Source organism: Amycolatopsis sp. NPDC001319 (genome assembly GCF_042896185.1).
Taxonomy (GTDB): Bacteria; Actinomycetota; Actinomycetes; order Mycobacteriales; family Pseudonocardiaceae; genus Amycolatopsis.
Genome location: NZ_JBIAWY010000001.1, coordinates 549,974 through 576,712, shown reverse-complemented (window position 1 = coordinate 576,712; position 26,739 = coordinate 549,974). Strand labels below are relative to the sequence as shown.

At 67.5% G+C, this 26,739-nt stretch carries 31 protein-coding genes and 1 pseudogene; 16 read left to right on the top strand and 16 right to left on the bottom strand.

Features of this window, described 5'->3' with window-relative positions; genetic code table 11:
* Position 1: 1 nt before the first annotated feature.
* From ACFY1H_RS02750 to ACFY1H_RS02725, 6 genes are all read right to left on the bottom strand, one after another.
* On the bottom strand, positions 2–1,594 hold the full coding sequence (locus ACFY1H_RS02750; protein WP_386944129.1) for a replication initiator: 1,593 nt from the start codon (positions 1,592–1,594) through the stop codon (positions 2–4).
* Positions 1,594–1,980 (bottom strand): hypothetical protein, encoded by a 387-nt coding sequence (locus tag ACFY1H_RS02745; RefSeq protein ID WP_386944127.1) that lies wholly within the window; start codon positions 1,978–1,980, stop codon positions 1,594–1,596. Before ACFY1H_RS02745 ends, ACFY1H_RS02750 begins: the two co-directional genes overlap by 1 nt.
* A complete protein-coding gene (locus ACFY1H_RS02740) occupies positions 1,977–3,521 on the bottom strand; it encodes an FtsK/SpoIIIE domain-containing protein (protein WP_386944125.1) in 1,545 nt (514 codons plus the stop codon). The genes ACFY1H_RS02745 and ACFY1H_RS02740 overlap by 4 nt, the downstream gene beginning before the upstream one ends.
* A gap of 313 nt (positions 3,522–3,834) precedes the next feature.
* Entirely contained in the window at positions 3,835–4,083 is a 249-nt protein-coding gene (locus tag ACFY1H_RS02735; RefSeq protein ID WP_386944123.1) for an AMED_5909 family protein, read from the bottom strand.
* Positions 4,067–4,312 (bottom strand): hypothetical protein, encoded by a 246-nt coding sequence (locus ACFY1H_RS02730; protein WP_386944121.1) that lies wholly within the window; start codon positions 4,310–4,312, stop codon positions 4,067–4,069. Before ACFY1H_RS02730 ends, ACFY1H_RS02735 begins: the two co-directional genes overlap by 17 nt.
* Positions 4,313–4,588: 276 nt before the next feature.
* Positions 4,589–5,041: a hypothetical protein gene (locus ACFY1H_RS02725; protein ID WP_386944119.1), complete on the bottom strand. Its 453-nt coding sequence runs from the start codon at positions 5,039–5,041 to the stop codon at positions 4,589–4,591.
* Between the two features lie 183 nt (positions 5,042–5,224).
* On the opposite strand from ACFY1H_RS02725, the gene ACFY1H_RS02720 reads away from it, so the two are divergent.
* The 6 genes and pseudogenes from ACFY1H_RS02720 to ACFY1H_RS02695 all read left to right on the top strand — a co-directional run bounded on the left by ACFY1H_RS02720 (position 5,225) and on the right by ACFY1H_RS02695 (position 8,983).
* Entirely contained in the window at positions 5,225–5,992 is a 768-nt protein-coding gene (locus ACFY1H_RS02720; protein WP_386944118.1) for a GntR family transcriptional regulator, read from the top strand.
* Positions 5,993–6,007: 15 nt separating this feature from the next.
* Positions 6,008–6,670 (top strand): YdcF family protein, encoded by a 663-nt coding sequence (locus ACFY1H_RS02715; protein WP_386944116.1) that lies wholly within the window; start codon positions 6,008–6,010, stop codon positions 6,668–6,670.
* Positions 6,671–6,911: 241 nt separating this feature from the next.
* The gene (locus tag ACFY1H_RS02710; protein WP_386944114.1) at positions 6,912–7,307 is read left to right on the top strand and encodes a hypothetical protein; all 396 of its coding nucleotides are present in this window, start codon (positions 6,912–6,914) and stop codon (positions 7,305–7,307) included.
* A pseudogene (locus ACFY1H_RS02705) lies at positions 7,304–7,516 on the top strand (DUF6575 domain-containing protein); the annotation flags it as partial. The gene ACFY1H_RS02710 and the pseudogene ACFY1H_RS02705, both read left to right, overlap by 4 nt.
* A gap of 87 nt (positions 7,517–7,603) precedes the next feature.
* Positions 7,604–8,506, top strand: coding sequence for a hypothetical protein (locus ACFY1H_RS02700; protein WP_386944874.1), 903 nt, complete (start codon positions 7,604–7,606; stop codon positions 8,504–8,506).
* A 249-nt stretch (positions 8,507–8,755) separates the two neighbouring features.
* Positions 8,756–8,983, top strand: a complete 228-nt coding sequence (locus ACFY1H_RS02695; protein ID WP_386944113.1) for a hypothetical protein — start codon at positions 8,756–8,758, stop codon at positions 8,981–8,983.
* Between the two features lie 412 nt (positions 8,984–9,395).
* Here ACFY1H_RS02695 and ACFY1H_RS02690 read toward each other — a convergent pair whose 3' ends face one another.
* A complete protein-coding gene (locus tag ACFY1H_RS02690; RefSeq protein WP_386944111.1) occupies positions 9,396–9,953 on the bottom strand; it encodes a tyrosine-type recombinase/integrase in 558 nt (185 codons plus the stop codon).
* Between ACFY1H_RS02690 and ACFY1H_RS02685 the strand changes: the two genes are divergently transcribed.
* The gene (locus ACFY1H_RS02685; RefSeq protein ID WP_386944109.1) at positions 9,931–10,620 is read left to right on the top strand and encodes a hypothetical protein; all 690 of its coding nucleotides are present in this window, start codon (positions 9,931–9,933) and stop codon (positions 10,618–10,620) included. The two genes, ACFY1H_RS02690 and ACFY1H_RS02685, sit on opposite strands and share 23 nt — an antisense overlap.
* Positions 10,621–10,961: 341 nt before the next feature.
* Positions 10,962–11,276: a hypothetical protein gene (locus ACFY1H_RS02680; protein ID WP_386944107.1), complete on the top strand. Its 315-nt coding sequence runs from the start codon at positions 10,962–10,964 to the stop codon at positions 11,274–11,276.
* 277 nt (positions 11,277–11,553) lie between these two features.
* On the opposite strand, the gene ACFY1H_RS02675 is transcribed toward ACFY1H_RS02680, so the two are convergent.
* From ACFY1H_RS02675 to ACFY1H_RS02660, 4 genes are all read right to left on the bottom strand, one after another.
* Positions 11,554–11,946, bottom strand: a complete 393-nt coding sequence (locus tag ACFY1H_RS02675) for a nuclear transport factor 2 family protein (protein ID WP_366580143.1) — start codon at positions 11,944–11,946, stop codon at positions 11,554–11,556.
* Positions 11,947–12,053: 107 nt separating this feature from the next.
* Positions 12,054–13,247 (bottom strand): RNA polymerase sigma factor, encoded by a 1,194-nt coding sequence (locus ACFY1H_RS02670; protein ID WP_386944105.1) that lies wholly within the window; start codon positions 13,245–13,247, stop codon positions 12,054–12,056.
* The gene (locus ACFY1H_RS02665; RefSeq protein ID WP_366580139.1) at positions 13,244–13,591 is read right to left on the bottom strand and encodes a YciI family protein; all 348 of its coding nucleotides are present in this window, start codon (positions 13,589–13,591) and stop codon (positions 13,244–13,246) included. The genes ACFY1H_RS02670 and ACFY1H_RS02665 overlap by 4 nt, the downstream gene beginning before the upstream one ends.
* A 99-nt stretch (positions 13,592–13,690) precedes the next feature.
* On the bottom strand, positions 13,691–14,341 hold the full coding sequence (locus ACFY1H_RS02660; RefSeq protein WP_366580137.1) for a hypothetical protein: 651 nt from the start codon (positions 14,339–14,341) through the stop codon (positions 13,691–13,693).
* Positions 14,342–14,455: 114 nt separating this feature from the next.
* Here ACFY1H_RS02660 and ACFY1H_RS02655 point away from each other — a divergent pair, with 114 nt between their 5' ends.
* Positions 14,456–14,833, top strand: a complete 378-nt coding sequence (locus ACFY1H_RS02655) for a nitroreductase family deazaflavin-dependent oxidoreductase (RefSeq protein ID WP_366580135.1) — start codon at positions 14,456–14,458, stop codon at positions 14,831–14,833.
* Between the two features lie 9 nt (positions 14,834–14,842).
* On the top strand, positions 14,843–15,373 hold the full coding sequence (locus ACFY1H_RS02650) for a GNAT family N-acetyltransferase (protein ID WP_366580133.1): 531 nt from the start codon (positions 14,843–14,845) through the stop codon (positions 15,371–15,373).
* A gap of 150 nt (positions 15,374–15,523) precedes the next feature.
* Here the strand turns inward: ACFY1H_RS02650 and ACFY1H_RS02645 are convergent, their stop codons facing one another.
* On the bottom strand, positions 15,524–16,801 hold the full coding sequence (locus tag ACFY1H_RS02645; protein ID WP_386944102.1) for an MFS transporter: 1,278 nt from the start codon (positions 16,799–16,801) through the stop codon (positions 15,524–15,526).
* Positions 16,802–16,933: 132 nt separating this feature from the next.
* Here ACFY1H_RS02645 and ACFY1H_RS02640 point away from each other — a divergent pair, with 132 nt between their 5' ends.
* Complete coding sequence (locus ACFY1H_RS02640; RefSeq protein ID WP_386944100.1) at positions 16,934–17,881, top strand: LysR family transcriptional regulator; 948 nt, start codon at positions 16,934–16,936, stop codon at positions 17,879–17,881.
* A 154-nt stretch (positions 17,882–18,035) separates the two neighbouring features.
* On the opposite strand, the gene ACFY1H_RS02635 is transcribed toward ACFY1H_RS02640, so the two are convergent.
* Both ACFY1H_RS02635 and ACFY1H_RS02630 read right to left on the bottom strand, forming a co-directional pair.
* On the bottom strand, positions 18,036–19,724 hold the full coding sequence (locus ACFY1H_RS02635) for a bifunctional metallophosphatase/5'-nucleotidase (protein ID WP_366580127.1): 1,689 nt from the start codon (positions 19,722–19,724) through the stop codon (positions 18,036–18,038).
* Positions 19,725–19,833: 109 nt separating this feature from the next.
* Complete coding sequence (locus ACFY1H_RS02630) at positions 19,834–20,625, bottom strand: alpha/beta fold hydrolase (protein ID WP_386944098.1); 792 nt, start codon at positions 20,623–20,625, stop codon at positions 19,834–19,836.
* Between the two features lie 121 nt (positions 20,626–20,746).
* Here ACFY1H_RS02630 and ACFY1H_RS02625 point away from each other — a divergent pair, with 121 nt between their 5' ends.
* Positions 20,747–20,878, top strand: a complete 132-nt coding sequence (locus ACFY1H_RS02625; protein WP_364169609.1) for a hypothetical protein — start codon at positions 20,747–20,749, stop codon at positions 20,876–20,878.
* 91 nt (positions 20,879–20,969) lie between these two features.
* Positions 20,970–21,611 (top strand): VanZ family protein, encoded by a 642-nt coding sequence (locus ACFY1H_RS02620; RefSeq protein WP_386944095.1) that lies wholly within the window; start codon positions 20,970–20,972, stop codon positions 21,609–21,611.
* On the opposite strand, the gene ACFY1H_RS02615 is transcribed toward ACFY1H_RS02620, so the two are convergent.
* Both ACFY1H_RS02615 and ACFY1H_RS02610 read right to left on the bottom strand, forming a co-directional pair.
* Positions 21,552–21,728, bottom strand: coding sequence for a hypothetical protein (locus ACFY1H_RS02615; RefSeq protein WP_220245205.1), 177 nt, complete (start codon positions 21,726–21,728; stop codon positions 21,552–21,554). The genes ACFY1H_RS02620 and ACFY1H_RS02615 overlap by 60 nt on opposite strands.
* Positions 21,729–21,773: 45 nt before the next feature.
* Complete coding sequence (locus ACFY1H_RS02610; RefSeq protein WP_366580121.1) at positions 21,774–22,439, bottom strand: class I SAM-dependent methyltransferase; 666 nt, start codon at positions 22,437–22,439, stop codon at positions 21,774–21,776.
* Positions 22,440–22,991: 552 nt separating this feature from the next.
* Here ACFY1H_RS02610 and mug point away from each other — a divergent pair.
* The 3 genes from mug (at position 22,992) to ACFY1H_RS02595 (ending at position 26,629) form a co-directional block, all read left to right on the top strand.
* Positions 22,992–23,540, top strand: a complete 549-nt coding sequence (gene mug / locus ACFY1H_RS02605; protein ID WP_386944093.1) for a G/U mismatch-specific DNA glycosylase — start codon at positions 22,992–22,994, stop codon at positions 23,538–23,540.
* A gap of 296 nt (positions 23,541–23,836) precedes the next feature.
* Complete coding sequence (locus ACFY1H_RS02600) at positions 23,837–24,625, top strand: response regulator transcription factor (protein WP_366580117.1); 789 nt, start codon at positions 23,837–23,839, stop codon at positions 24,623–24,625.
* 159 nt (positions 24,626–24,784) lie between these two features.
* Positions 24,785–26,629 (top strand): acyl-CoA dehydrogenase, encoded by a 1,845-nt coding sequence (locus ACFY1H_RS02595; protein ID WP_386944091.1) that lies wholly within the window; start codon positions 24,785–24,787, stop codon positions 26,627–26,629.
* The last annotated feature ends 110 nt before the right edge of the window (positions 26,630–26,739 follow it).

Below are 26,739 nucleotides of genomic sequence, written 5' to 3'. Positions count from 1 at the left end.
ATCAGGCCGCGAGCTGATTTGCCGAAGTTTCTGGCGGCCCCGCCGCGAGTAGCGCCCGGTCGTATTCGGCCTTCCACGTGATCCGTTCGGCGATGGCACGCATGACAAGGTGGTCCCGAGGTGGGACGTGGGCGTCGGTGGGCTCGACCTTGCGCCAGACGAGCCGGGCCGGATCGGGTTCGGGCTTCTCGATCCCGACGACCGCGAGGGCTTGCTTCACGAAGGCCTTGCGGTCGGCTTTGTGGTCCACGAGCGTCTTGCCCGACCACTTCCGCGACACCAGCACGCGGCGCCCCGGAAGCCCGAGGGTGGTCCGGCGGTGAGCACGTCCCTTGCAGTGCCCGGGCGTCATCTTGCCGTTGGCGCCCTTGGGTTGGATGCCGTAGAGCAGCCAGACCGCGCAGCGCGGCGAGCACGGGGTGATGGCCAGCTCGGCGTGAAGCCGGTCGTGGTGAGCGGCCTGGGGCGCGCCGGTTGCCTCGACAACCTCGCCGGTGGACTTGGTGAGGTACTTCGTCAGGTAGCCGATGTGACGGCCGGCCTCTTCGGTACCGCCGAGGATGCCCTTGGAGTGCACCTGCCGCCCGAAGGTCACCACGTGCGCCGGTTCCTCGACCTCGTCCACGGCGTCGTCCCAGGTTGTCAGCGGTCGACGTGTCTCCGGGTCGACAAAGCCACGTTCCGGCCCATCCCAGGTGGGCAGGCGGTCGGTGTAGACGAGCTGGTCGTGGTTGGGCCACCAGACCTGGTGATACGTCGCCTCAGTGACCATGCGGATGGTCTCGTGCGAGATCGAACCGCGGAGCGCGGTGTGCAGGTGCGGTGCCGTCCGCTTCTGTGGCTCTACCGTGGCGAAGTACTGCACGTCCCAGCCCACGACCCGGCGCAGGTTCTGCCACCACCGGTCCACGAGCGCGGAGAAGTGCACCGCGTCCCGAGCTGCCCGGCGATAGTCGTACTTCGACGGGTCAACCGGCGTGCCGTCCGAGCGCACCCGGCCGTAGGTGTCGCAGGTGAGCGTGACGAACATCGACGGCCGGAACTTGCCCGCGAACTCCCTGCCCACGGTCGTTTTGGCGACCTTCTTCCGGGGCAGGTTGGGCGCGTCCTGGCGACGCTTGGTCGAGCGTTTCACTGGCTTCTTCGGGGGCAGGTCAAGGGAGGGCAGCCGGCCCCGGACCCCGAGTTGCCGAAGTTCTTCATCCACTCCGGCGACCTCGGCCCGCACCTCCTCCGCCTCGGCCGGATCGTCGTCCACCACCTCCCGGTATGCCGCGACGAGATCGGCGCGGTACGTCAGTAGCTCCGTCTGGTCTTCGGTGGGGTCCTCTGCTGTGAGGTCGGGTTCTTCGGTCATGTGCCAGCCCTCGCGGCACTGAACCTGCCGAAGCGCCTTGGCCTTGCGGGCGCAGGGCAGGCACACCGATTCCACAGTGGATCCACAGGGGATAGGAACGTATTGCAGCTCCCCGGTTTCCTTGTCGCCGACTTCCATCGTGAAGGGTCGAACGCAGACGCCGTGTTTCTCCGCCGTCGCCTTGATGACGTCAGCCGCGAGGGGCTGGCGCATCCGTTCAGCGCGCGTCTCGGCCATCAGGCAGCCACCTCCCCGGCATCGGCCCAGCTCCGAAGGACGAAAACGGGCATGTCTTGGCGAACGCCTTCCGGCAGATCCGGGAACGTCACCTTGTCGAACCGCACCCCGCCGTAGACCTGCACCGGGACGCCGCACGGAGTCCGACCGTTGATGACGAGGTGGACCCGGCCGCTTGAACGAGGTCGCCAGATCGTGGCCGCCACCTCGTCGAGCGTCGAGACCCACCGCAGGAGGCCGGCCGCGACCCCCGACAGGTCGGTCACATCGAGCTGGACGACGAGCGGATCGGACCAGGCGGTGACGGTCACCGACGCCGCTGGCGGCAAATGGTGCAGGTCCAAGTGGTCGCGGACCGCATCGAGGAAGACCATCAGCCGGTTCATGCAGCCACCCCCATCCCACGGGCGCCCAGATCTGCACGACCGCCGTTGGTGACGTACTGCTCCAGTGCCTTGACCGTCTCGTCCGACACCCAGCCGGCACGGACCCGCAGGGGTTCGCGGATGCCCTCGCCCCACACGTAGCCCACGCCCGCCGCGGAATCGCCGATGCGGTTGGCCCAGGCGCCCCGCTCGTAAGCACCGTCGCCGAGGACCATGCCGACGTGCGTCTTCGAGGTCACCCGCAGACACACCCGCCGCGTGAACAGCTCCCGGACCGGCACGGTGTCCTTGGTGGGTTCCTGGACGTAGCCGCGGACCGACATGCCCAGCGCCCGACCTTGTGTGGTCAGCAGGGCCACGCGCTCCACGATGGCGTCACGGGTCTTGCGGTCGGTGTACTTGGTCAGCGCCCCGATCTCGTCGAATTCCAGCAGCTCCAACGGGTACTTCGTCGACACCGGGATAGTGCGCACTCGCCCGGCGAAGGCCCGCTTACGTGACTCCATCTCGTCCACGAGGCCGTTCAAGACCTCCAGAGCTTCCGTGCCGGTGACCGCGTAGCGAGAGAAGATCCCGCGCCCGTAGGCCAGCTCCATCCCCTTAGGGTCGATGCCGGACATGCGAACCACGCCGGAGCGGATCGCCGAGGCAGCCGCGACGAGCGGGCACCACATCACCGAATTCTTGCCCGCACCCGATGCCCCGGCCGTGAGCGTGTGGGCGCCCGAGCCGAGGAGCGGGATACGCCAGTCCTTCCCGTACTCCGTCCGACCCGCCGATACGTTGCGCAAATCAACCCTGCCGGCCTCAACACCCTCAGGCAGCGGCGGGCAATGCACGAGCGACGAGAGCCGGTCGTGACGCTGAAAGTCGATAGAGACGACGTTCGGCGCGACCTCTCGCACCTGGCACCGCGCGACCTTGCGAGCCACCGCTAGCGCCCGGGCGGCCTCGTCGAAGTCCTCCGGCTTCTGGCCGGCCACGAGCTCCACCCGCACCTCGTCCCACGAGGCACCCGACCGAACCTTGCGGACCTTGGGAATCCGCGTCGCGCTCGGAGACGTCGAGCGGCTGGCCTTACGCCCGAGGAGGTTGACATCCACCACGACCGGCAACGAGCCATCACGCACCGACAGGCCGCAGGCGTGCAGCCAGGCCGGAAGCTTGCGGTTGTACATCCACCACCGCGCCCACCACGAGCGCAGGAACCGCCAGCACCACTGATCGAACGACACCGCGTCGATCAACCGCCAGGCACCAAGCACGAGCGCTACACCACCGAGCACCGCAGCAAGAGAGATCCAACCCAACACCGCACACCACGCGACGACCGCCACTACGGCGAGGCTGGTCCGCCACCGTGTCACGAGCTGCGCGAGTGCCCAGACGATTGCCTTGCACACCCACCAGAGCGCGATGAAGACCACCGCAGCCGCCGCCAGGGCTTCCGCCACCGACGCCAGCGCACGGCCGACCTTGTGCAACACCCACACACCGACGCCGAGCGCCGCCATTGCCACGACTACGAATCCGGCCGACATCAGCGACCACCTCGCGACGTGAGGTTCAAGGGGAGCATTCCCGAGCACGTTGCACACTTCGTCTCGCCGGGAAGCAGCTTCGCGAATCGCCTGCAGGAGCAGCAACGCGTCCGGGTGACCCCCGTTGACACGCGCCGATTACCATCGTTTAGCGTTGTCATTGTTCACTTCCGCTGGTTGTGGACAGCGCAGGAGCGGCATGGTTGGTAGCCGGTTTCCGCTTCTGCGCCTTACTTTTCACACCACCGCATGAGGGCGCGCTTCAGCGCCGCACGTCCTCACGCGCGTTCTTGGTTTCTTCCTCTACAAAGGACTAACGACGCTCCGTCTTGTCCTCCTGCATCCGCTCGGACACTGCGGTTGCCTGGCGTTCCTCGAATCCGGCCCAGTAGTTGGCTTCGTGGTGGTGCCAGCGGTCCACACCCGCGACGGCTCGATACATGCGCGCGTTCGCCTGGTGGAAAGCCAGCCACGCCGAGGCGTTTGCACCCGGTGCGGGGCGCCGAGCGTTGGCGACGTCGTGGGCTTCGAGCAACGTCGTCGGCTCAGCCATCGTGGTCATGCGTCTGGCCTCCCCGCGCGTCGAGCGAGGCCGCCAGTTGCTCCGCCCCGTCGCGGAGTTGGCGAAGGAACTCCACGAACCTCGGCCACTGGGCCGGGTCGGCCGGCGGAGTGATCGCCAGGCTGTCCGGGGCGAGGTACAGCACTAGCCCCGGAAGCGGTGTCGAACCAAGCTGATGCATCCCGGCGACCGCTTCCGCTCCCGGGGTCCAGGTCGCGTTGAACGCCACCGTCGAGTCCTTCCTGTTGCTGCCAATACCGTGCTTGGTCCTCGAACGCCTCGGCGGCCGACTCCACGGCTGCGAGGAGCCACCACTCCAAGTCGTCCCGGTTGTTTGCGAGCGCCCGCCAAGCCGAAGCGACCGACCACGACGCGTCCGCCATCGCGGAAGCCCCACCGTGGTCTCCCCGGCCCACCCGAGCCGCGAACTCCGACGCAGCGCCGTACCGGCGGTAGGCGTATTCCCACGCCTGCACCAAGTCGACCCCGGCGGGGACCCGCTTCATCACGCCGCCTTCTGCGCCGACTCAGTCGAGGCGTTGCGGGTCGGCTTCGCTGCGCTGGCACTGGCCTTGAATCCGGTCGCGCGGAAGGCGTAGGACTGGTATTTGAACTCCCCGTTTCCGGCCACGCGGGGTTCGGCGGTGAGCCCTTCCAGCTCGATCGGCCGCATCCCCGGCAGCGCCTCGGAGGTCGTCGGCACCGGCTGCACGTCTGCCAGGAACGTCACGTCGAACGACGCGCGCTTGGAGTTGGTCTCGTTCGGGTCGGTGACCGTCGCCTTCCACTGCCGCTTGCCCGTGGTCTCGTCAACGCGCTGGCGAGCGGGCCGACCCGCAGCCCGGTCCTCCCGCGACTGGTACTCGTTGTCCGGCGCGACCTCGCCGACCAGCACCAGGCCGAGCGGGAAAGCCTCGTCGAAGTCGATCGCGAACCGGTGTCCCTTGCTGATCGCCATGGTGGTTGCCCCTTCTGTCGTCACGTCTGGTCTCTGGGGTCCCTGTGGGACCATCCACCCCGTTAGAAGTAGTTCTATTAGAGGCCGCGACGATCAACTTGTCAATAGAACTATCTCTAACACGCTCAGTAGACCATGATAAGCCGATACCGCTAGCGTTATCGACCGACAGAGGAGGACCACGTGGGCACTGGGTACCGCGAGCTGGCCGCGAGCCTGCGCGACGCGATCCAGCGGGGCGACTACGCCCCGGACTCGACGCTGCCGAAGCAAGAGGAGCTGGCCGAGGAGTACGGCGTCAACGTCAACACGGTCCGCAAAGCCGTCGGCGTCCTGGAGGCCGAGGGACTGGTGACACCGATCCGCCGGCGCGGCACCGTCGTTCGCGCCCGCCCGCCGATGAAGCGCCTCGGCACGGACCGCTACGCCAAGAGCAAGTGGAAGTACGGCGACACGGTTGCGTTCATCGCCGACCGCGAGGCGTCCGGCCGCGAGTGGAAGCCCACCGACCAGACGCAGACCGTCTCAAAGGTCGAGGCCGACAAGGAGATCGCCGAGGCCCTGGGCGTCGACGTCGGCTCACTCGTCTACGAGCGTGCGCGCCTGGTCAAGGACGCCGGCCACCCCACGCACACCCTCTCCAGCTACTACCGGCCCGAAGACGTCGAGGGCACTCGCCTCGTCGACGACACCCCAGGGCCGGCCGGTCGAGGTGGCGGGTTCCTGGTCCTCACGCTGCAGGGCCTCGAACCGGACACGATCAGCGAGACCTTCTACTCACGTATGCCGACGCCCGACGAGATCGAGACGCTAGAGCTTCCGGCCGGCGAACCCGTCATGGTCCTGCAGCGCCGCACGTTCACCGCAGACGGCCGCGTCGTCGAGTTCGCGCGTGGCATCCACGCCGCGAGCCGTTTCTCCTGGTCGTATACCTTCAAGCTCCCCGACTGACTTCGGAGTCTCTGCATGCCCGAGCGCTCGACCACCCTGCCGGCCAACCTCCGCGCCGACGTCCAAACGCTCTGGGACTACCACGACATGCACCACGAACTCCGGCCCACGGATGTCGGGATCGGTCTGGGGAGCCATGATCTCGGCGTCGCCACGTTCACTGCGGAGCTGTATCAGCAGGGGTACTTCCCGCGGATCGTCTTCACCGGGGCGAACGCGCCTACTACTGTCGACCGGTTTCCTCGCGGGGAGGCTGTGCACTACCGGGAGCACGCGTTGGAACTGGGGGTTCCCGATGACGCGATCCTGGTCGAGCAGGAGGCGCGGAACACTGGGGACAACATCACGCTCAGTCGGCAGCTGCTTGAGGCACGGGGGATCGAGGTCAAGTCGGTCACGCTGATCTCGCGCCCGTACCAGCAGCGCCGCGCCTACGCGACCTGCAAGAAGCTCTGGCCTGAGGTCGACATCATCTGCGCGTCACGACCACTGCCGCTGGACGAATACATCGAGAGCATCGGCGACGTCAACCGCGTCATCAACATGCTCGTCGGCGATACTCAGCGAATCGATGTCTATGCCGAACAAGGCTTCGCCGTGACCCAGGCCATGCCACTTAGCGTCGTTGGTGCGTACGAACGACTGCTGCGAGCAGGATACGACCAACGCTTGGTCTGACGAGGTCGCGACCAAGCGCAGCTGAGCTGCTACTCCTAACGGACCAATCGAGCTGCCAATGGGGGTCTGGCGATCAAGATGTCACCTGGTTGCCTCTAGGCATCATCTGGCTCCGTCCGTAACCCTTGGACTCAGGTTGATCTCAATATCACCCGATCGTTAACGGAGGGTCGTGCCACCACGATCGGTGAAGTTGTCGGTGGTGGGTCGCATACTTGCGGCATGACGGACGGGACCTTGCATGACGGAGTGGCCAGAGACCTTCCCCCCGTCCTGCCCTCCGGAGGATGCTGTGACCCCACCTAACGGCGACTTCTATCGGTTCGTCGGCGCCGAGTCGATCACGGAGAGCGACTTCTACAACCACCACGAGCTGCTCGCACTTGGCCGAGTGCGCTCCCGGTTCTGGGACGACGACTGCAAGGCAGCGGGCCTTAGCCTCTACAGAGAGCTTGAAGAGAGCAAGAAGCAGAGGCAGGCGGTGGGGCCACTCCGCAAGAAGCTCATAGCGCGTGGCAAAATCGCCGGTTCTGGCCTGTCCAAACACACGCCTTCCGAGCGGACTCCTTCCCATCACACATGGTGGCGTCCCGTCGGCGATGAGGCCTGGAAGACGTTCTCGGTCGTCGCATCATGAGTTGGCTTCCGCGTTCATCGATCCTAGGCGACCTGCGCCTATTGGAAACGTTCGTATTCTACGACGGTCCACGCCTATTCAGCTGTGAATCGTTAACAGATCAAAGGTATTTATCAGCCTGGGCAGAGGAAGGCGAGTCCAGGGATCTCTGGCTTTATGTCCCAATATCTCAACATAGACTCGACCTAGTACGCGCCGGCAGCATCCCTGTTCGCCAAGCGTTTACGTCACCCGAATCCATTCTGTATGTAGTGTCGTTGCCACATTCTGTTGACGATAACGATACTGTTGCCCCAGTGGAGCCAGGGGACCTTATTGATGATTGGCTACCTGGAGAAGATTTCAGACTGGAACTAGATGTGGCAACGCTGCCGCACATAACTCCGTCTCAGATTGAACGACTGGCGCTTCAAGAGAATAGGACCCGTCTTCGCATCGAGATAGACCCGCCCAACATGCGTGCGACAGAGTATTCATCTCGCGCCGTAGGCGAACTCTTGCTGTTGACGCAGAACGTCTACGACAACATTGGCCTGGCACTGCACGACGATAATCCGCCTCAATCTGGACGGATACCCTTCAACGTGGCCGAGCAGACCGCCAGTAACCTCGTGGGGGCATCTGCGGCTAGTTTCGTTCTCGAACTCGCGTCGAGTACATATGATGACCTGTTTGGCGAAGCGCTCTTTACGCGGTCAACAAAAAGCCTAATGGATCTCCTCGACGCCGAACTTGATCGAAGTCAGCTCAGCGAGAAGCTTGCGGCACTGCGACCACGAGCGGCAAAAAGTTTTAGGCGATTTGTGACAGGGCTCGCCAATACTAACGGTGGCGCTACGGTAGCTGCAGCCGGCGCTCATATGTCATATTTCTCGCGCGAGCTTTCGCCGGAAAGACTGCGAACGCTTGTGAGCATACTGACCAATCTAGTTCCTGACGATGATGTTCGAGAGATTCGCGGGCGCATGACTCTCTATCTGGGAGACACACAGCGCAGAATTTTCGGTCTGCGTGATGAGGGTACCGGTGATACCTACGAGGGCAAGGTTGATGACAGGGCCTTCTCTGCCGTGCACTCTGCGACGCTGGACGATCCATATGACGTGGTCCTCTTTGAAGTATCCGTTCTAGACGAGGTAGTTGGCGAGACAACGGTAACGTATTCACTCGTGCAGCTTTCGTCAGTGGATCCGGATTAGTCGAGATAGCTTTCGGGTGCTTGCCGAACTTGGCTCTATGGGATCAAGGCGCCGCCAGCGGCGGCGCGCACGTCGCCACGCGTACGGCGGGCCCGCCCGATCGCGACACGGACGGCCTGCCGCTCCGCTTCGGCCGCCGGTCGCCGGGCAGCCCGCCGACGGCGCAGCACCGTGCAGCGCGCCCCCGCTGGCGACGATCAGCTCATCGGCCTAGTTACGCCGGAGAGGCCCGCTGGCAAGGTCGACTTCATGCCGACGTCCGACCGCGTAACCGCAGAAGTCCACGCCGCAGCCGCACGCCAAGCCATCGAGCAGGGCAGGGGTACCGCCGACCCGATCAGCCTTGCGACCGCAGAGGGGCTGTTGGCCGTCTTCCACCAGCTCAAATACATGCAGGACGACACCATCACCCTCCGAGGTGCCGCTGACCTGGCCGGCGCCATGGATACCCTCAGCCGCAAGCTGGGAGACCGATAGAGCCGCGAGCGTTAGACACGGAGGTCACCAGGCTCCACCCCGAAGCCGGATCGTGACAACGGCCGGCGACACCGCGTCAAGGCGGGAAAGCGTGCCTTGACCCGGCGCCACCGGCCGCGTGCGGGCTTCGTATCGGGGTGAAGGGAGGGGAGTGGGTCAGGCGGCGGCGTGCCATTGCCGTGCCATTCAGGCCGGTCAACCACGGTCAACAGGGGCCAGCACCAGGCAGGCGGAACCGCAGGTCAGGGCCGCTGTCGAGCATGATCACCCTGGTTCCCAAGCTGAATACGCGGGTTCGATTCCCGTCATCCGCTCCAAGAACTGTTCTTGCAGCTCAGAAGGGGTGCTTCCCAAGTTTGGGAAGCACCCCTTCTGGCTTTCTAGGCACCGTTCCAACAACATCCCAGCAACATCACTCGGCGGCTCCATTTCCGCGCTCTTTCTTCTCCCGCCGTCGCGCTTCGATGAGCTTCGACAACGTCTCGGCGATCCGCTCGCCCGCCTCATCCGTCGCCCGCGGGTGGATCAGGGCCGCCCGCATGCCGTCGTGACCCATCTGCGCCATCAGATCCTTGGTCGACATGCCGGCCTTGGACGCCCACACGTTGTCCGCGTGCCGCAGGTCGTGGAAGTGCAGGCCCTTCAACCCCATGCCCGCCACGACCTCCGTCCACCTGGACAGCTGCGCGAAGTTCGGCCGGCGCAGCGCGTCCCCCTTCTTGCCGGTGAACAACAGCGCCTCGTCGTCCGGCTCCACGAACAGCGCCAGGTGCTTCAGCAGCGACGACCGAACTGCCTGCGGAACGATCACTGTCCGCGACTTCGGAGGACCGACCAGCAGCCCTTGTCCCGGGACGTCGACGAACGCCCTCGTCACCCGAACCGTGCTCGCGTCCTCGGCGAGGTCGCACCGCCGCAACACGGTCACCTCTCCGTAGCGCAGCGACGTGAAGGCCGCGAGCAGAACCATTGCGGCCCACCGGTCCGGCATCTTCGACGCCAACTCGAACACCTCAAGGGCGAAGTGCCAGCGATCCGACCTGTCGATCCAAAGGGCCAAGTGGCACAGTCAGGACATGGCAGAACCGGCCAACATCGACGCGGTCATCCAGCGGTTTCCGATCGGCGATCACATCTCCGCGCCCATCAGGAACTACCTCAATCCCAATCAGCGCACCGGCCTGATGGCCGACCTCGGGGCGGGCGTGCTGGGCTTCGTCGACAGCGAGCACCTGCGACACAAGGACTGGCTACCCGTCGGAGAAGTCGTTCAGTTCGAAGTCCTCCGCCACGACCTGTACGAGAGCGTTTACGACAAGCCGCACAGGTGCCAGCCGCGACTCTGGCCGCTCGACCGACGCTGGCGCAACCCTCAGGCCGCTCACTGGGGCTTTGACAACGAACAGTGGGCAAGCATCAAAGCCCGGTACGCGCTGGGCGCAACGGTGACCGGCACCGTCAGCAACATCGCGAGAAGCAACCGGTGGTACACGGTCCGCTTCGACGACGTCTGGGCCAGGGTGACCTGGCTGGGCACACCGCCCGCCATCGGCACCACGAGCCACTACACGGTATCCCGACTGCTCGACAGCACCCACCGGATCATCCTCACAGCCGAGGGCACCACACCCCCGTGATGGCCTCCGGCGGCCAGGGCGCTGCCCTGGACCCGGCACCGCTTCGGAGATCAGGGGAGCAGCAGCCCGGTGATCTCCTCATCCCCTGGGCTCTGGGGAAACTCCCAGCAACATGCCAACAACACGCCCCGGTCAACCACGGTCAACAGAGGCACCCCGCGCACATGCCCGTCCGCACGTCAGGGGCACTTTTCAGGTGTCAACGGCTGGTTCCCAAGCTGAATACGCGGGTTCGATTCCCGTCATCCGCTCCACAAATGCAGTGCGGGTGTTTTCCGACAATCGGGAAACACCCTCACTGCTATTTCACCGCCACCACCAACCAGGGGATAATCCCTCCCATGACGCGTGGCGAGCAGCTCTGCGAAGTCATCGACGACCTCCTGCACATCCTCCGCACCGGTGAGCACGACACGGCCTGGAGCAGCTACCGCTCCGTCGGCGACGCGGTAACCGAGCTGGAACAGCTGAAAGAGCGCATCCGACAAGGCGACCCCGAAGCAGAAAAACGCCTCAGAGAACTCTTCCTCCCCACCGGAGCTCTCGAAGAGATCGCCGTCTCGAGTGGGTGGGCCGGAACCTGGGTGGAGCTCACCAAGAGGGTCGATCCACGTAGACAGAGTCACACGTCGTCGCCGATGTCCAGTTTGTGGTAGAAGGTCGCGGTCGGCTGGGTGGTGACGCCGGCTGCCGCCATGAGGGCGCCGATGCGGTCGCTTTCGGATGAGAAGAAGGCCTGGAACGAGGCCTCGTCCGGCCAGACGTCGACGACCAGGATGTCCTTGTCGTCGGCCCAGAAGTGGTGGGACTGGAGGCCGTGGGCGCGGGCGGAGGCGATGATGGTCGATATGCGGGCGGGGTTGGAGGCGGCGGCCTTCTCGAACTAGGCGCCGTTGCCGGGGACGCGGAGGAGCATGAGCACGGACATCGTGATCACGCCCAGAAAGCGTCGTCGGAGGATTCGTCCTGGGAGACGTCCAGCAGGTCGACGGCTTGGCCGTCGCGCATCCGGAACACGAGCGCGTGGCGGGTGTCGAGGTGTTTGTCGCCGCGGGTGCCGGTGGAGTGGTAGACGGTGACGACCTCGTCGTCGTTCGCGTAGACCTCCTCGAGGGCCACGCGGAGGGTGCCGTCGCTGCGGGTGGCGAGTTGGCCGTACATCGACAGAATCGCGTCGCGGCCCTTGTGGTCGCCCGAAAAGACGTTGTGGCCCGGCATGTGTTGCACGGCGTCGGCGGCGATAAGCTCGGACAGGGCCGCGACGTCGCCGGCGGAGAAGGCCGCGTAACCGCGGCGGATGAGCGTCGCGTTGGGGTGTTCGGCCATGGGCCCCCTCTGCAAAGAAAGTTGGGCGCCCTGGGCGCGGGCGTGTTCACCGGCCGCAGGGCGTGGCACCATCGAACGCGCCGGGCCGCGAACGTGTCAAGACCGCCCTATTCACCCAGCCGGCGACGCAGCAGAGCCGCGTGGCCGCAGGCAAGGCCCGTCGCCTCGGCGAGTTCGAGAGCGGCACGAGCCTCGCAGAGGTTTCCCAAGCGGCACAACAGTTCCGCGCGCGTCGCGTGCCACCAGGGGTAGTCCGCCAGCACGTCCAACGCGTCCACGAGCGGCAGCGCCACCGCGGCCCCGTCACGTTCGGCGATCGCGGCGGCGCGGTTCAGTGACACCACCGGACTCGGGCGGACGGTGAAAAGCACGTCGTACCAAGAGATCACGGCGTCCCAGTTGGTCGACGCGTACGTCGGCGACAAGGCGTGACAAGCCGCGATCGCCGCCTCCACCACGTAGGGGTTGGGCGCGGAAGGCGTGCGCCGCAAAGCGCGCCCCACCAGCAAAACACCCTCCTGGATCAGCGCCGCGTCCCACAGCGAACGGTCCTGATCGGCCAGCAGCACGGGCAAACCGTCGTCGGCCACGCGCGTGCACCGGCGTGCGTCGTGCAGCAACAGCAACGCAAGCAGCCCCAGCACCGTCGGCTCGTCCGGCATCAGCGACGCGAGCAGCCGCGCCAGCCGCACGGCCTCGTCGACCAGCGGATCGCGCACGCCCGCGTACCCCTCGTTGAAGATCAGGTACACCGTCGCCGCCACACCGGAAAGCCGCTCGGGCAGCTCCTCGGCCGCCGGCACGCGGTACGGGATCCCCGCCGTCGCGATCTTCTGCTTCGCCCGCGTCAACCGCTTCGCCGCCGTCGCCTCGGACAGGCGCAGTCCACGCGCGACTTCGGCGGTCGACAAACCGCCGAGTGTCCGCAGCGACAAAGCGACCTGCGCGTCCACCGACAGACACGGGTGGCAGCAGGTGAACACGAGGCGCAGCAGGTCGTCGCGGATCACGGAGGGCGGCGGGTCGTCGTCGGCGAGCGGCATCGCGTCCGCCTCCTTCCCGACGCGCTTGGCCTCGCGGCGCAGCACATCGACGGCGCGTCGCCGCGCCGTCACGAGCAGCCAGGCCCGCGGGTTGTCCGGGACGCCGTCGCGGGGCCACGTTTCGAGCGCCCGCACGACGGCGTCCTGCACCGCGTCCTCGGCCAGGTCCACGCTGCCGATGACCCGCACGAGCGTGGCGAGCACCCGGGTCCCCTCATCCCGGATGAGCCGCGCCAGCGTGTCACCGGCGACCGTCACGAGAACTCGACGATCGGGCGCACCTCGACGGCGCCGTCCCACGCGGCCGGGATCTGAGCGGCGACCTTGACGGCTTCGTCGAGGTCGGCGCATTCGATGAGGTAGAAGCCGGTGAGGGCTTCCTTCGTCTCGGCGTACGGGCCGTCGCTGGTCACGATGTCGCCGCCCTTGCCGCCGTTCACGCGGACGGTGGTGGCCGTCGCGGTCGGGTACAGAGCCTGGCCACCGCGGATCACGGCCGCGGCGGCCGCGCCGAACTCGTTGTAGTCCTTCATCATCGACGCGGCTTCCGGCTGCGTCGGGTCCACGTCGGCGGAGTAGATGAGCGCGGCATAGGTGGGCATGGCTGCTCCTGATGAGTGTCCGGACCGGCGCCGTTCGCCGGCTAACACTCTAAGGACGAACGGCCCCCAACGCGCCAGGACAATCGCCGCGGAAAAACTTCAGCCCTCGACGAGCTCCCACTCGGCACCCGGCTCCGCGCGGTCGAAGACCTGACCGGGCGCGGCCTGCAGCACGTTCACGACGTCCGGGTACAGGCTCACGACGTGCTCCAGCTCCAGGCCCTCGACCTCGAAGTCCTCGGCTTCCGGCACCTCGAAGCCCACGAAGAGCCACGTGCCGTCACCCTCGCGCACGACCTGGCGCACGGCGCGTACGGGCGCGTCACCCCCGGTCACGATCTCGGTGAGCCCGGTCGACAATTGCACCTCGTCCACCGGCGAGCCCGGGTGCTGCCACGCGGCGATGCGGGCTTCGCGGATCTCGCGGTCCTCGGCCTCGTCGTCGGAGTCGGCGACGGAGCTCAGCAGCCACGCCGAACGCTCCGGGTCCCAGTCGGCCGCCATGCCGGTGGGCAGCGACGCCAGCGCCGTGAGCTGCGGGATGAGCTCGACGGCTTCGCGCAGCGGGACCGCGCCGAACTGCTCGCGGTTGACGTCCATGTCCTCGTCGAACTCGGCGCCGTCGCTGATGAACCAGTCGTCGTCATCGTCGAGGACCACGAACGCGAGCTGCGCGGGGTCCTCCAGCAGCGCCCGCGCGAAAATCACGGGCGACTCCGGGTCCTGTCGCAGCGGCCAGTCGTTCGACATGTTCTTCTCCCCGCGTCGTGCCGGCGTCCGCGAACATCCCACCAGACGTGCGAACCGGCCTCGCACCGGGCCGAAAACGCGCTAATTCCACGGACGTTGGATTACCCTGGGCGGATGGTGCTGCCAGAACGTCTCGCCCACTTCAACCGCGTGGTGACCAACCGGGTCACGGGACCGTTCGTCGGGTGGCTGCCCGGCTTCGGCCTGGTCGTGCACCAGGGCCGCCGGTCCGGTAAGGAGTTCCGCACCCCGCTGAACGTCTTCCGCACCGACGACGGCTTCGTCGTCGCCCTCACCTACGGCCCGGACACCGACTGGGTCAAGAACGTGCTGGCCGCGGGCCACGCGGAGCTCGTCACGCGCGGCAAAAAATGGCGCGTCACCGATCCACGGCTCGTGCATGATGGGTCCCGCCGTCCGATGCCGCCCGGGGTGCGTCAGTTCCTCGGGCTCGTCGGGGTCGAGGACTTCCTGCTGCTGCGGCGGGAGTGAGGGGGAGCGGTGCTCTCGGGCAAGCTGGTGCGGCTGCGGGCGCTCGAGCCGTCGGACGCGGAGTCCCTGTACCGCTGGATCCACGACGACGAGGTGGGTCAGTTCATGACCGGCTCGCACCCGCGTTCACTGGACCAGGTGCGCAAGCGCTGCGAGGAACGCAAGGTCAACACGTACGAGCACGTGGTGCTCGGCATCGAGTCGGTGGCATCGGGCGCGTTGCTCGGCGTGATCGACCTGCGCGACGCCGAGCCCGAGATCGGCCGCGCCGAGCTCGACATCTACATCGGCGAGAAGGACCACTGGAACGGCGGCTACGGCACCGAGGCCATGCGCCTGATGTGCCGCTACGGCTTCAACGTGATGCGCCTGCACCTCATCGCCCTGTGGGTGGTCGCCGACAACGAACGCGCGCGCCACGTCTACCGCAAGGTGGGCTTCGTGGAGGACGGCCGGCACCGCGAGTGCTTCCGGGGCAGCGATGGGAAGTACTACGACATGTACTTGATGAGCCTGCTGGAACCCGAGCTCATCGACTGACGGCCGGAACGTCCAGGCGTTCGCTCGGCAACCCGGGAGACTGGCCCAGTCCCGCACGGGCCTGAGCACAACCGCGCCGGACTGACAAGATCTCTGCCGTCATCGATCAGCAGCCGCTTGCCTTCGGACCCGCCGCCGTATGGCGGGTGGTCACATCTCCTCAGTGATGAGCGGCCTCGTTTGGCGCTCGCCGGGTGCCCCGGTGCGCGCAGGGGCGCTGTCGCGCGATGTCGCAGCCCGGACCAGGAGCAGGGGCGTGGCAAGCAGCAGAAGGCCGGCCAGCCCGATCGCGATCCTCGTCGACGTCAGCGCGGCCAGGACGCCCCAGACGAGCGTGAGCAAGGCCGTGGCGAGGCTGCTGCTGATCTGCCACGCCGACAGCGTCCGTGAGAGTCGCTCGTGCTCGATGTGCTTGAGCCGGAAGGTCGCGACCACCGGGTTGAACAGGCTCATCGGCACGATGACACCGAACTCGATGACCATGACCAGCAGCAGTCCGGCGATGCCTGCGGGAATGAACGCCAGTCCAATCGGCCAGAGGACCGCGCCGATGGCCGCGAGCCACATGACCTTGTGCTCGCCGTACTTGGCGACTGTCGGACCGGCAAGGCGCGAGCCGACGAATCCGCCGATGCACGGTACGGCGAAGGCGAGTCCGTACTGCCACGGCGCGAAGTGGAGGTCACGCAGCATGAGCACCGCGACCATCGGTTCCTGCGCCATGATGAGGCCGCCTACGGCGAGGCGGTTCAGGAATACCGGACGCAGCCGCGGGTGGCTGAGCAGGTACCGCCAACTGTCCGGCAGATCCCGCAGGGTGACCTTCTTCGCCGCATCCTTCACGGGAGTCGGCTCGCGGCCGCCGATGGCGGTGATGCCGAGCGCTGAGAGCAGGTAGCTCAGGCCATCGGCGACAACGGTGGTGGTGTAGCCGAACAGCCCGATCGCGGCGCCGCCCAGCGGCGGGCCGATCGCGATCGAGCTCCACAAGGTGGATTCGAAGCGGCTGCTGGCTGCCAGGAGGTCGTCGCGGGCCACGACCGACTTCAGGTAGGCGCCGCCGGCGGTGGCGAACCCGATCTTGGCGGCGGCAACCACGATTGCGACGAGCAACAGCTGCACGTAGGTCAGCCAGCCGAGCCAGTAGGCCAGCGGAATGGTCGCCATCGCGGCGAAGCGCAGCAGATCCATCGTGATCATGACGGGCCGCTTGCGTCGGGTTTCGATCCAGGGCCCGGTCGGGACAGCGACGAGGGCACCGACGATGAGGCTTGCCGACGAGAGCGCGGAAACGCCGGCGGGGCTGGAGTGCAGGACGCTGATGGCGATCAGGCCGAAGGCGCCGAACCCGAGACCGGAGCCGTAGGCACTGACCGCGTTCGCGGCCCACAGCCATCCGAACTGCCGCCCGAGCTTCCTGCGTGCCACGTCGGTCCTCCATCTCGTGTATCCACAACCGCCCGTACTGCTCCGGATATGCAATCCCGACTGACGACGTGGGAGGTAACAACCGATCTGGCGGCGCGCCACAACTCCCCGTTGTGCCACTACGGTGAGTGTGTGGATCTCGATGCGGTACGGACTTTCCTCCAGGTCGCTTCGGAAGGACAGTTCCAGAGCGCGGCCGACGAGTTGGGCGTCACCCAGCAGGCCGTCTCGAAGCGCATCGGTGCCCTCGAGCGTGAGCTCGGCGTGGTTCTCTTCGCCCGCGGGCCCCGCGGCGCCACGCTGACGGTCGACGGCCAGGCGTTCCTGCCGCACGCCCGCGAGCTGCTCCAGGCCGAGGATCGCGCCCTCGCATCGGTGATGCCCGGACGCCGAGCGCTCCGAGTCGACGTACGGAACCGGCGGACGGCACCGGCCACGCTTCTGCATGCCTTCTACCAGCAACGCCGCGCGCTCGACCTGAACGTCGTCGCATTGGCCGACCTCAACCTCGAGGCGGCGCTCGCGGCGGTCGCGAGCGGCACCGTCGACGCCACCTTCCGCGGCCTGACCGACCCGAGGCGGCAACTCTCAGGCACGGGACTCTCCAGCGCCCTGGTCATCGAGGACCGCCACGAGCTTCTGGTCGGCCCGAAGCACCCGCTTGCGGATGCTCCGTCTGTGACCCCACGCCAGCTCGCCGATCACCCGATCTGGATGCCAGGGTTGCCCAGCGGGGACGAAGTCGCGGCCTACTACGACGAGCTCGCCGCCACTTTCGGGATCACCATCGACGTCCTGGGCCCTGCGTTCGGGGCCGAGGTGCTGGTGACCGAGATCGCCGAGTCGGCGACACTCGCGAACCTCGTCGGCGAAGGCTCCCGCTATCTCTGGCCCGCGCACTACGACCTTCGACGAATCCCGATCGTCGACCCCACACCGGTCTTCCCGCTTTGGGTCATCTGGCGTACCGACAACCGGCAGCCCGATCTGGCCGAGTTGCTCGCCTTCCTCGAAGCCGACTTCGCCGGCCGACAAGACAGCGACAGCTGGCGCCCGTCCTGGGCGCGCCACGGCCATTAGTCAGAGCAGCGGCAACTTTTGGCCAGCAGCTGCGACACCGTCGCCGTGTCAAAGTTCCCAGTCCACCCTCATCTGCGATGAGCCCCCAAAAGCCTGAAAAACGAGAGCCCCGCCCCTCGAAACGGCAAGAGGGGCGGGGCTACTCGGAACAGAACTACGGAACCATCGTGATCCGGTCCGCCGGCGGCGGGGTGACGCCCGGGTGTGCGCCGAGGTACGCGATCAGCGCGTCGAGGTCCACGGGACCGCCCGCGAGGTCGGTGCCCTTCGTGAACTCGGTGAACCCGTCGCCGCCCGCGGCGAGGAAGTTGTTCACCGACACGCGGAACGTCGCGGCCGGGTCGACCGGCGTGCCGTTCACGGTGATGTTCGAGACGCGCGAACCGATCGGCGCCGAGGCCGAGTACGTGTAGTGCAGGCTGCTCGAGATCTGCAGGATCTTGGTGCCGCCCGGCTGGCCCCACTGCTGCTCCAGCACGTTCTTCAGGTTCGCGCCAGTGAGCGTGATCGTCTGCATGATGTTCGCGAACGGCTGCACTGTGAACGCTTCGCCGTAGGTGACCACGCCGTCGCCCTCGCCGTTGGGCGAAGACGCGTAGTTGAGGTCAGCGCGGATGCCGCCGGGGTTGGTGATGGCGACGACCGCGTTGTTGGACTTGGTGCCTTCGAGCTGCGCGTCGGCGATCACGTCGCCCATCGTCGACTCACCCGAGGGCGCGCCGGCCGCGGTGAGGTCCGCGGTGATGGTGCCGACCTGCTTGTTGGCGATCGGGCCCGACTTGGTCTTGGCCTCGTCCACGAGCTTGGCGACGGCCGGGTCCGGCGTCACGTCGCGGGTCACGATCTCGTTGTGCGCCTTGGTCTGCGACCGGATGACGTCGCGCGTGCGCAGGTCGATCTTCAGGTCCACGACGGACAGCAGCCGGCCGAACGACGCGCCCTGGATCACCGGCCGCGGCTGGCCCGCGGGGTCGTTGATCACGCAGTTGTACTGCTGGTGGCTGTGGCCGGTGAAGATCGCGTCGACCTTCGGGCTCACGTTCTTCGCGATGACGTCGGCCTCGCCGCCCGGCGCCACCTTGCAGTCGTTCGGACCGGCGCCGGGCAGCGTCTCGTCGCCCTGGTGCAGCAGCACGACCTGGGCCTTGATGCCCAGCAGGTCGAGCAGGTTCGCGGTGCGGTTGATGGCCTGGGCCTCGTCGCCGAACTTGAGGCCCTTGATGGCGTCGGGCGTGACGACCGAGGGCAGGTCCTTCAGCGTGGCGCCGATGATGCCGATCGGCACGCCGCCGGAGAACTGCACCGAGAACGGCAGCAGCGCGGGCAGGCCGTTGGTGAAGTACACATTGGACCCGAGGATCGGGAAGTCCGCGCCCTGGTAGGTGGGGCGGAACTGGCAGCCGTCGGTCTTGTTGCAGCCGCCGAACTGCATGCGCAGCAGTTCCTGGTAACCCTCGTCGAGCTCGTGGTTGCCGACCACGGAGGCCTTCACGCCCAGCTCGTTGAGGAAGTCGATGGTCGGCTCGTCGTGGAACAGCGCCGAGATCACCGGCGACGCGCCCACGTTGTCGCCCGCCGAGAGCACCATCGAGTTGCGCACCTGCGACTCGAGCTGCTTGACGTGCGTGGCCACGTACGCGGCGCCGCCCGCGTCCACACTGGTCCCGTCGGCCATGAACACCTTGCCGGCCGATCCGGCCGGCGGCTCGAGGTTGCCGTGCAGGTCGTTCAGCGTGATGATCCGGACGTCCGTGGTCTGCGCGGCCGACGCCGGCACGCTCGTAACGGCCACAGTGGCCAGTGCGGCCGCGGCGGTGACCGCGAGCCGGGTGAAGAGCCTCATGTTTCCTCCGATTTCGCGCCCGTCGTCCCCTGGAACAGGCACACGGCGGTGCAGTCTGCCCAAACGGGAGGAGCCTCACCAGAGGAAAAAGGAGGGTGATGGGGAAATGTCACCCGGCGTTTTCGCTGCCGTCCAGCAGCACCCGCGCGACGACGCCCGGCGCGTCGCCCATGGGCACGTGACCGCAACCCGGCAGCGTGAGCAGCCGGGCGTGCGGTGCGATCTCCTCGAGCGCCGACGCTTTCGGCCGCGCGAGCACGCGGTCGTGCTCGGCCCACGCGATCGTGACAGGTACGTCGGCGCGCACCGGCCCGGTGAAGCGGAAACCGCCCTTGGCCTGGGCGAGCGTCGGGGCGAAGCCCTCGGCGCCGGCCAGCGCGCGGACGTCGTCGACGATCACCTGCGGGGCCAGCCGCTCGGGCTTGCCGTAGATCATCCCGGTGAGCGCCGCGCGGCCCGCCCCCTTCATGGCCAGCCGGCGCACGCTCCGCTCCGGCGTGTGCCGGGCCAGCGTGCGCAAGGTGCGCAGCACGGTGAGGGCGTAGTGCCGCTGCAGCGGCGTCCACAACCCGGCCGGTGACAGGGCCGTGGCGCTGCCGACCAGGCCGGCCTTGGCGAGTTCGAGCGAGAGCAGGCCGCCGAGGGAGTTGCCCGCCACGTGCGGCCGCTCGATCCCCAGGTCGAGAAACAGCTTCGCGAACAGCTCCAGCGCCGGCCCCACGCCGTACGCGCCTTCGCGGTGCGGCGATTCCCCGAACCCCGGCAGGTCCACGGCGATCACGTCGCGGTGGGGCGTGAGCAGCGGCAGCACCGGGTCCCACGCCTGCCGGCGGTGCCCGACCCCGTGGATAAGCACGAGCGGCGCTCCAGTGCCGGCCCTGGTGTAGACCACGTCGTCCATGATCGACAGCGTAAGCACAGGTGGCGGCGATTTCCACAACCTGCGGTAACAGTTACTTCCGGTAGCGCGTAACGGTCGGTTTCTCCGCAGCGATCAATCGGCCGAACCCCTGGGGAGCCACATGGAACTGCAGATCGTCCTGACCGTGATCGTGGTCGTCGCCCTGCTTGTCGGCGGCACGGTGTTCGCGGCGTGGCGGTCGGAGCGCGCCGAGGACGAGCAGCGCGACGAGGAGCCTGACCGATCGGCTTAAGCGGCCCTCGGCCAGATGGCCGACCCGGCCGGATTCCGTCCGGCTCTTCGACCGAAGTGGCGTGACCTCCAAGATCCATAACGTTCTCGGCATGACGAACGCACAGGTCACGGCCCTGCAGTACGGGCTCATCGGATTCCTCGCGGTGTGGGGCACGCTGCTCGTCCCGCAGCTCGTGCTGCAGCTGGCGCGCTACGGCCGCCCTCGGCTGCGCCGCCTGGTGACCACGGCGGCGGTCGTCTTCTACGCGTGCATGGCGCTCGCGGTCGTCTTCCTGCCGCTGCCGAGCGCCAACGGCCGGCGCCTCGAGCAGACGGTGCAGCTGCGGCCGTTCCAGTGGATCGCCGACATCCACACCGAGCTGGTGAAGCACGGTCTTTCGGCGGCGCACTGGTTCAGCACGCAGACGTTCCAGCAGGTCGCGCTCAACGTGCTGCTCTTCGTGCCGCTCGGGATCTTCGCCCGCGTCCTGTGGCGCCGGGGCCTGGTCGGCGCGTTGGCCGTGGGCGCGGCGGTGTCACTGGCCATCGAGATCACGCAGCTCACCGCGAACTTCGGGACGGCGCCGTTCGTCTACCGCATCTTCGACGTCGACGACCTCATGACCAACACCTTCGGCGCCGGCCTCGGCTGGCTCTTCGGCGCCCTGCTGCTCGCCCTGCGCGCAATCCCTTCAGCGATCCACGCTCAGCCGGCCGGGCGCGAGCGGATCGACCTCGCCCAGACGCGCTAGCCGCGCCTTGCGCCGCAGCGCCGCCCGCTTGGCGGCGCGCCGGTCTTCCAGAACCACGATCAGCGAGGCGGCTGCCAGGATGAGGGCCACCAGTGCGAGGACAACCCAAAGCTGCACGCGGGCTCCTCCCTACGACGTTGTGCGAGAGATCACACAGGCTACCTAGATCGGTACCTGATCCGCTACCCCGCGTGCCGAGAACCAATCCCGGTCAGCGGTCAGCCACTCGCCGAAGGTCAGATCGGCCGAGGTCAGCGCCTCGGACAACGCCGGAAAACCCAGGCGCCGGCAGGTGAATTCTTGGTGCCACACCCGTTCGGCGGCGCGATAGCGCACCGTCGCGGACAGCAGATCGCCCTCACGGACGACGTCGTGCAGCGAAACGCCGATCTCCCCGAGGAGCCCGCCCGGCCCGTCGGCCACGTGGTCGAACCACTCCGGCGGATGCCATTCGACGAGCAGCCGGCCCCCGGGCGCGAGATGCCGCCGGGCCGCGGCGAGCAGCGCGTGGCGCTCCGCGGGATCGGCCGTGTTGACCAGGTGGCTGCCCAGCAGAACCACGTCGAACTCGCGGGACAGCCGGAGGTCGCCGATCCGCGCGCAGACCGTCTCGGCGCCGCGGACGTGGGCGAGCATCTCGGGCGACTCGTCGACGGCGACCACGGAGTGACCGAGCTCCAGCAACGGGTGCGTCACGCGCCCGCAGCCGCTGCCCAGCTCCAGGATCGACGCGGCGGCGGGCACGGCGCCGTGGACGATCTCCGGTTCGCCGGCCGCGGGCAGCCGCAGGTAGAGGTCCACCGAGCAACCGTCGGGCGTGGTGGTCATGTCTGACAGGGTGCCCGAGGTTGGGCCCATGGCTCGTCCGACCCACGCCGAGGGTGAGGAGGCAGGTCCCGGCCGGCGGCTGGGCAGGGAGACAGATCCGGCTGGCCTCCGGGCAGGGAGTCGGACTCGGCTGGCCTCCGGGCAAGCGTCCCTGCCCGGCAGGCAGCTGGGCAGGGAGTCAGACCCGGCCGGCCCCGGGACAAGCGTCGGAACCGGCCGGCCGCCGGGCAGGGAGACAGACCCGGCCGGCCCCCAGACAAGAGTTATCCACAACTGGCTCCACCGACCCCGAGTTGTCCACAGATTTCACAATCGCCATTTTCAGGCCCCTGACCTCGGTAAACTGGGACAGGGCAGCCCCCCAGAGGAGGGCGGGGGTCCGTCCCGCGGCGGTGGCCTGTCCCGCGCCGGGGGTTCACCCCGCGGCAGTGGTCTGTCCCACGCAGGTGGGCATCGCGCCGGGTCCGATCTCGGGTTCGCCCGCCGCAGGTAGCCGCAGCGAGAGGTCGACCGGCGGGCGTCATGGAGACCCGCATGCCCGAGACTGGGCGCATGCCCACCCGACCCACCAAGGACCAGCTTGCCGCCGCGCAGGACAGCACGATCCCCGACGTCATCGCGCCCGGGTTGGACGTGCTGTTCTGCGGGATCAACCCCGGGCTGTACTCGGGCGCGCTGGGGCTGCACTTCGCGAGGCCTGGCAACCGCTTCTGGCCCGCGCTGCACGCCGGGGGCTTCACGCCGCGGCTGTTGGACCCGAGTGAGCAGCACGAGCTCCTCGACCTCGGCCTGGGGATCACCAACGTCGTCGCCAGGACCACCGCGCGGGCGGACGAGCTGACCGGCGACGAGCTGCGCGAAGGCGGCAAGACGCTCGTCGAGAAGGTCCTCGCGCACAAGCCCCGCTGGCTCGCCGTGCTGGGTATCACCGCGTACCGCACCGCGTTCGGCGAGAAGCGAGCCCAAGTCGGGCCGCAGGAGCGCGTGATCGGCGAGACCGGCGTGTGGGTCCTGCCGAACCCGAGTGGCCTCAACGCCCACTGGACGCCCGCCGGGCTGGCAAGTGAGTTCGCCGCGCTGCGTGCACGGGTTGTCACGTAGCGGCCATCTTTCGGGCTACACCCTCAGTAGCAAACGGAGGAGCACCCGCCGTCGTACAGGGCCAAAAAGCCGCAGATCACGGCCGTTTTTCTACGGAGAGTTTGCTGCAACCGGCCGATACGGCCATGAGGGGGAAACCGCGTCACAAGCGCCTTCCGGAGGAGTCGAATCAAGGACAAGGTGTCATTCCTGTCCGGTCCCAGCAGGGGGGATCGGGTGGTGTCAGGACGGCACGCCGGGGGGCGTGCGCGGGCGTCCGGGCGACCCGGGAACGACCTGGAAGACGGAGGCCCGAGATGCGCGGCATCGAGCCCCACCGAACGCCGGCTGTGCCCGGACAACCGACCGCGAACCGCAGCCTGGGGGTGGCCGTCGTCGATCCCATCCCGATCTTCCGCGAGGGCCTCGCGTCGATGGTCCACCGGACGCCGGGGCTGCACTGGGCGGGCCAGGCGGCGAGCCACCACGCGGCGATGCAGCTGTGCGAGCAGGTGCGTCCCGACGTCGTGATCCTCGACTCGGCGCTGGACCCCCACTGCCACCTCACGAAGCTGCTCAACTCCGGCGACCCCGCCGTGGTGCTGGTGACGCTGGTGCGCGACGTCAACCGCACGCAGCAGTACCTGGCCACGGCCATCGCGGCGGGCGCGCACGCGATCGTGCCGCGGGCGGTGGACCCGCGGCGACTGGCCGAAGCCGTGCGACGCGCGCACACCGACCGGCGCTACATCGACCCGGCGCTGGCGGCGCTCACCGCGCGGCCGAAACGGCAGCCGTCGCCCAGAGCGGCGCCGGCCGAGGAGCACCTCACCCAGCCGAAGGGCGCCATGCCGCTGTCGCGCCGCGAGTACCAGGTGCTGCAGCTCGTGGCCGAAGGCCTGGAGAACTCGGCGATCGCAAAGCTGCTGTTCCTCTCGGTCGAAACCGTCCGGACGCACGTGAAGAGCATCCTGCGCAAGCTGTCGGCGCGGGATCGCACACACGCGGTGACCATCGCGTTCCGCAGCGGCATCCTCGTGCCCCACACCGACGATGCCCACACGCCCCTGCCCGCCGACCGCGCCGTGGCGCGCGGCACCCCCTGAGGTCGGCTTCCTGGTCGATGTCGGTTTTTCGGCTGAATCCACACCCCTGGAAGAGCGGAACCGCTTGCTCCAGTTACTCGTAGGTAATATCCTGAAGTTACCGGCGAGTAAGGGAACATGTGCCCGGCCGGAAAGCCGAACACGACACGGAGTGACGACATGGGCCACTACAAGAGCAACGTCCGAGACCTGGAGTTCAACCTCTTCGAGGTACTCGGCGTGCAGGACCGCCTTGGCAAGGGCGTGCTGGCCGAGTCGGACGAGGAGACCGCGCGCGGCGTGCTCTCGGAGCTGAACAAGCTCGCCACCGGCCCGCTCGCCGAGTCCTACGCCGACGCGGACCGCAACCCGCCGGTGTACGACCCCAAGACCTTCAGCGTGAAGATCCCCGAGTCGTTCAAGAAGAGCTACAAGCAGCTCCTGGACGGCGAGTGGTGGCGCCTCGGCCTCACCAACGACCTCGGCGGCTTCGGCCTGCCCCCCACGGTGCAGTGGGCCGCGTCCGAGCTGATCCTCGGCGCCAACGCACCGCTGTTCATGTACATGGCGGGCCCGAACTTCGCCATGATCGTGAACAACAACGGCACCGAAGAGCAGAAGCGCTGGGCGCAGCTCATGATCGACCGCCAGTGGGGCGCCACGATGGTGCTGACCGAGCCCGACGCGGGCTCCGACGTCGGCGCCGGCCGCACCAAGGCCGTCAGGCAGGAGGACGGCTCCTGGCACATCGACGGCGTGAAGCGGTTCATCACCTCGGCCGAGCACGACATGAGCGAAAACATCATGCACCTCGTGCTGGCGCGCCCCGAGGGTCCCGGCATCGAGACCAAGCCGGGCACCAAGGGCCTTTCGCTGTTCCTCGTGCCGAAGTTTCACTTCGACTCCGAGACCGGCGAGCTGGGCGAGCGCAACGGCGCCTTCGTGACGAACGTCGAGCACAAGATGGGCATCAAGGCGTCCACCACGTGCGAGCTGACCTTCGGGCAGCACGGCACCCCGGCCAAGGGCTGGCTGCTCGGCGAGGTGCACAACGGCATCGCGCAGATGTTCCAGGTCATCGAGTACGCCCGGATGATGGTGGGCACCAAGGCCATCGCCACCCTGTCGACCGGTTACCTCAACGCGCGCGACTACGCCAAGGAGCGCGTGCAGGGCGCCGACCTGCCGAACATGCTCAACAAGACCGCGCCGCGCGTCACCATCACGCACCACCCGGACGTGCGCCGCTCGCTGATGCTGCAGAAGGCGTACGCGGAGGGCCTGCGCGCCGTCTACCTGTACACGGCGTCGTTCCAGGACCAGCTGTGGACGCAGGACGGCGATGAGGCGGCGCTGAAGCTGGCGCACGGCATCAACGACCTGCTGCTGCCGGTCGTCAAGGGTGTCGGCTCCGAGCGCGCCACCGAGCAGCTCGTGCAGTCGCTCCAGACGCTCGGCGGGTCCGGCTTCCTGCAGGACTACCCGATCGAGCAGTACATCCGCGACGCGAAGATCGACTCGCTCTACGAGGGCACGACGGCCATCCAGTCGCTCGACTTCTTCTTCCGGAAGATCGTGCGTGACAAGGGTCAGGCGCTCGCCTTCGTCGCCGGTGAGATCACGAAGTTCATCGAGTCCCAGGCGGGCAACGGCCGGCTCAAGAACGAGCGTGCGCTGCTGAAGCAGGCCCTCGAGGACTCGCAGGGCATGCTCGGCGCGATGATCGGCTACCTCACCGCGTCGCAGGAAGACGCGCAGAGCATCAACAAGGTCGGCCAGCACACCGTGCGGCTGCTGATGTCGATGGGCGACCTGCTGGTGGGCTGGCAGCTGCTCAAGCAGGCCGAGGTCGCGATCGCCAAGCTCGACGCGGGCGCGGCGGCCAAGGACGTGCCGTTCTACGAGGGCAAGGTGGCCGTCGCTTCGTTCTTCGCGAAGTCCGTGCTGCCGGAGCTGTCCTCGCGCCGCACGATTGTCGAAGGCGCCGACAACGCGCTGATGGAGCTGGACGAGGCCGCTTTCTGAGCCCTCCCTGTTCCCCTGCGGATGCCCTCGGCCCAGCTCGGGCCGGGGGCATCCGTGTTTCTCCGGGTGACTTCGCCCGCTGCGGGTGAGAGCTCCCGCCGCGGGTCGCG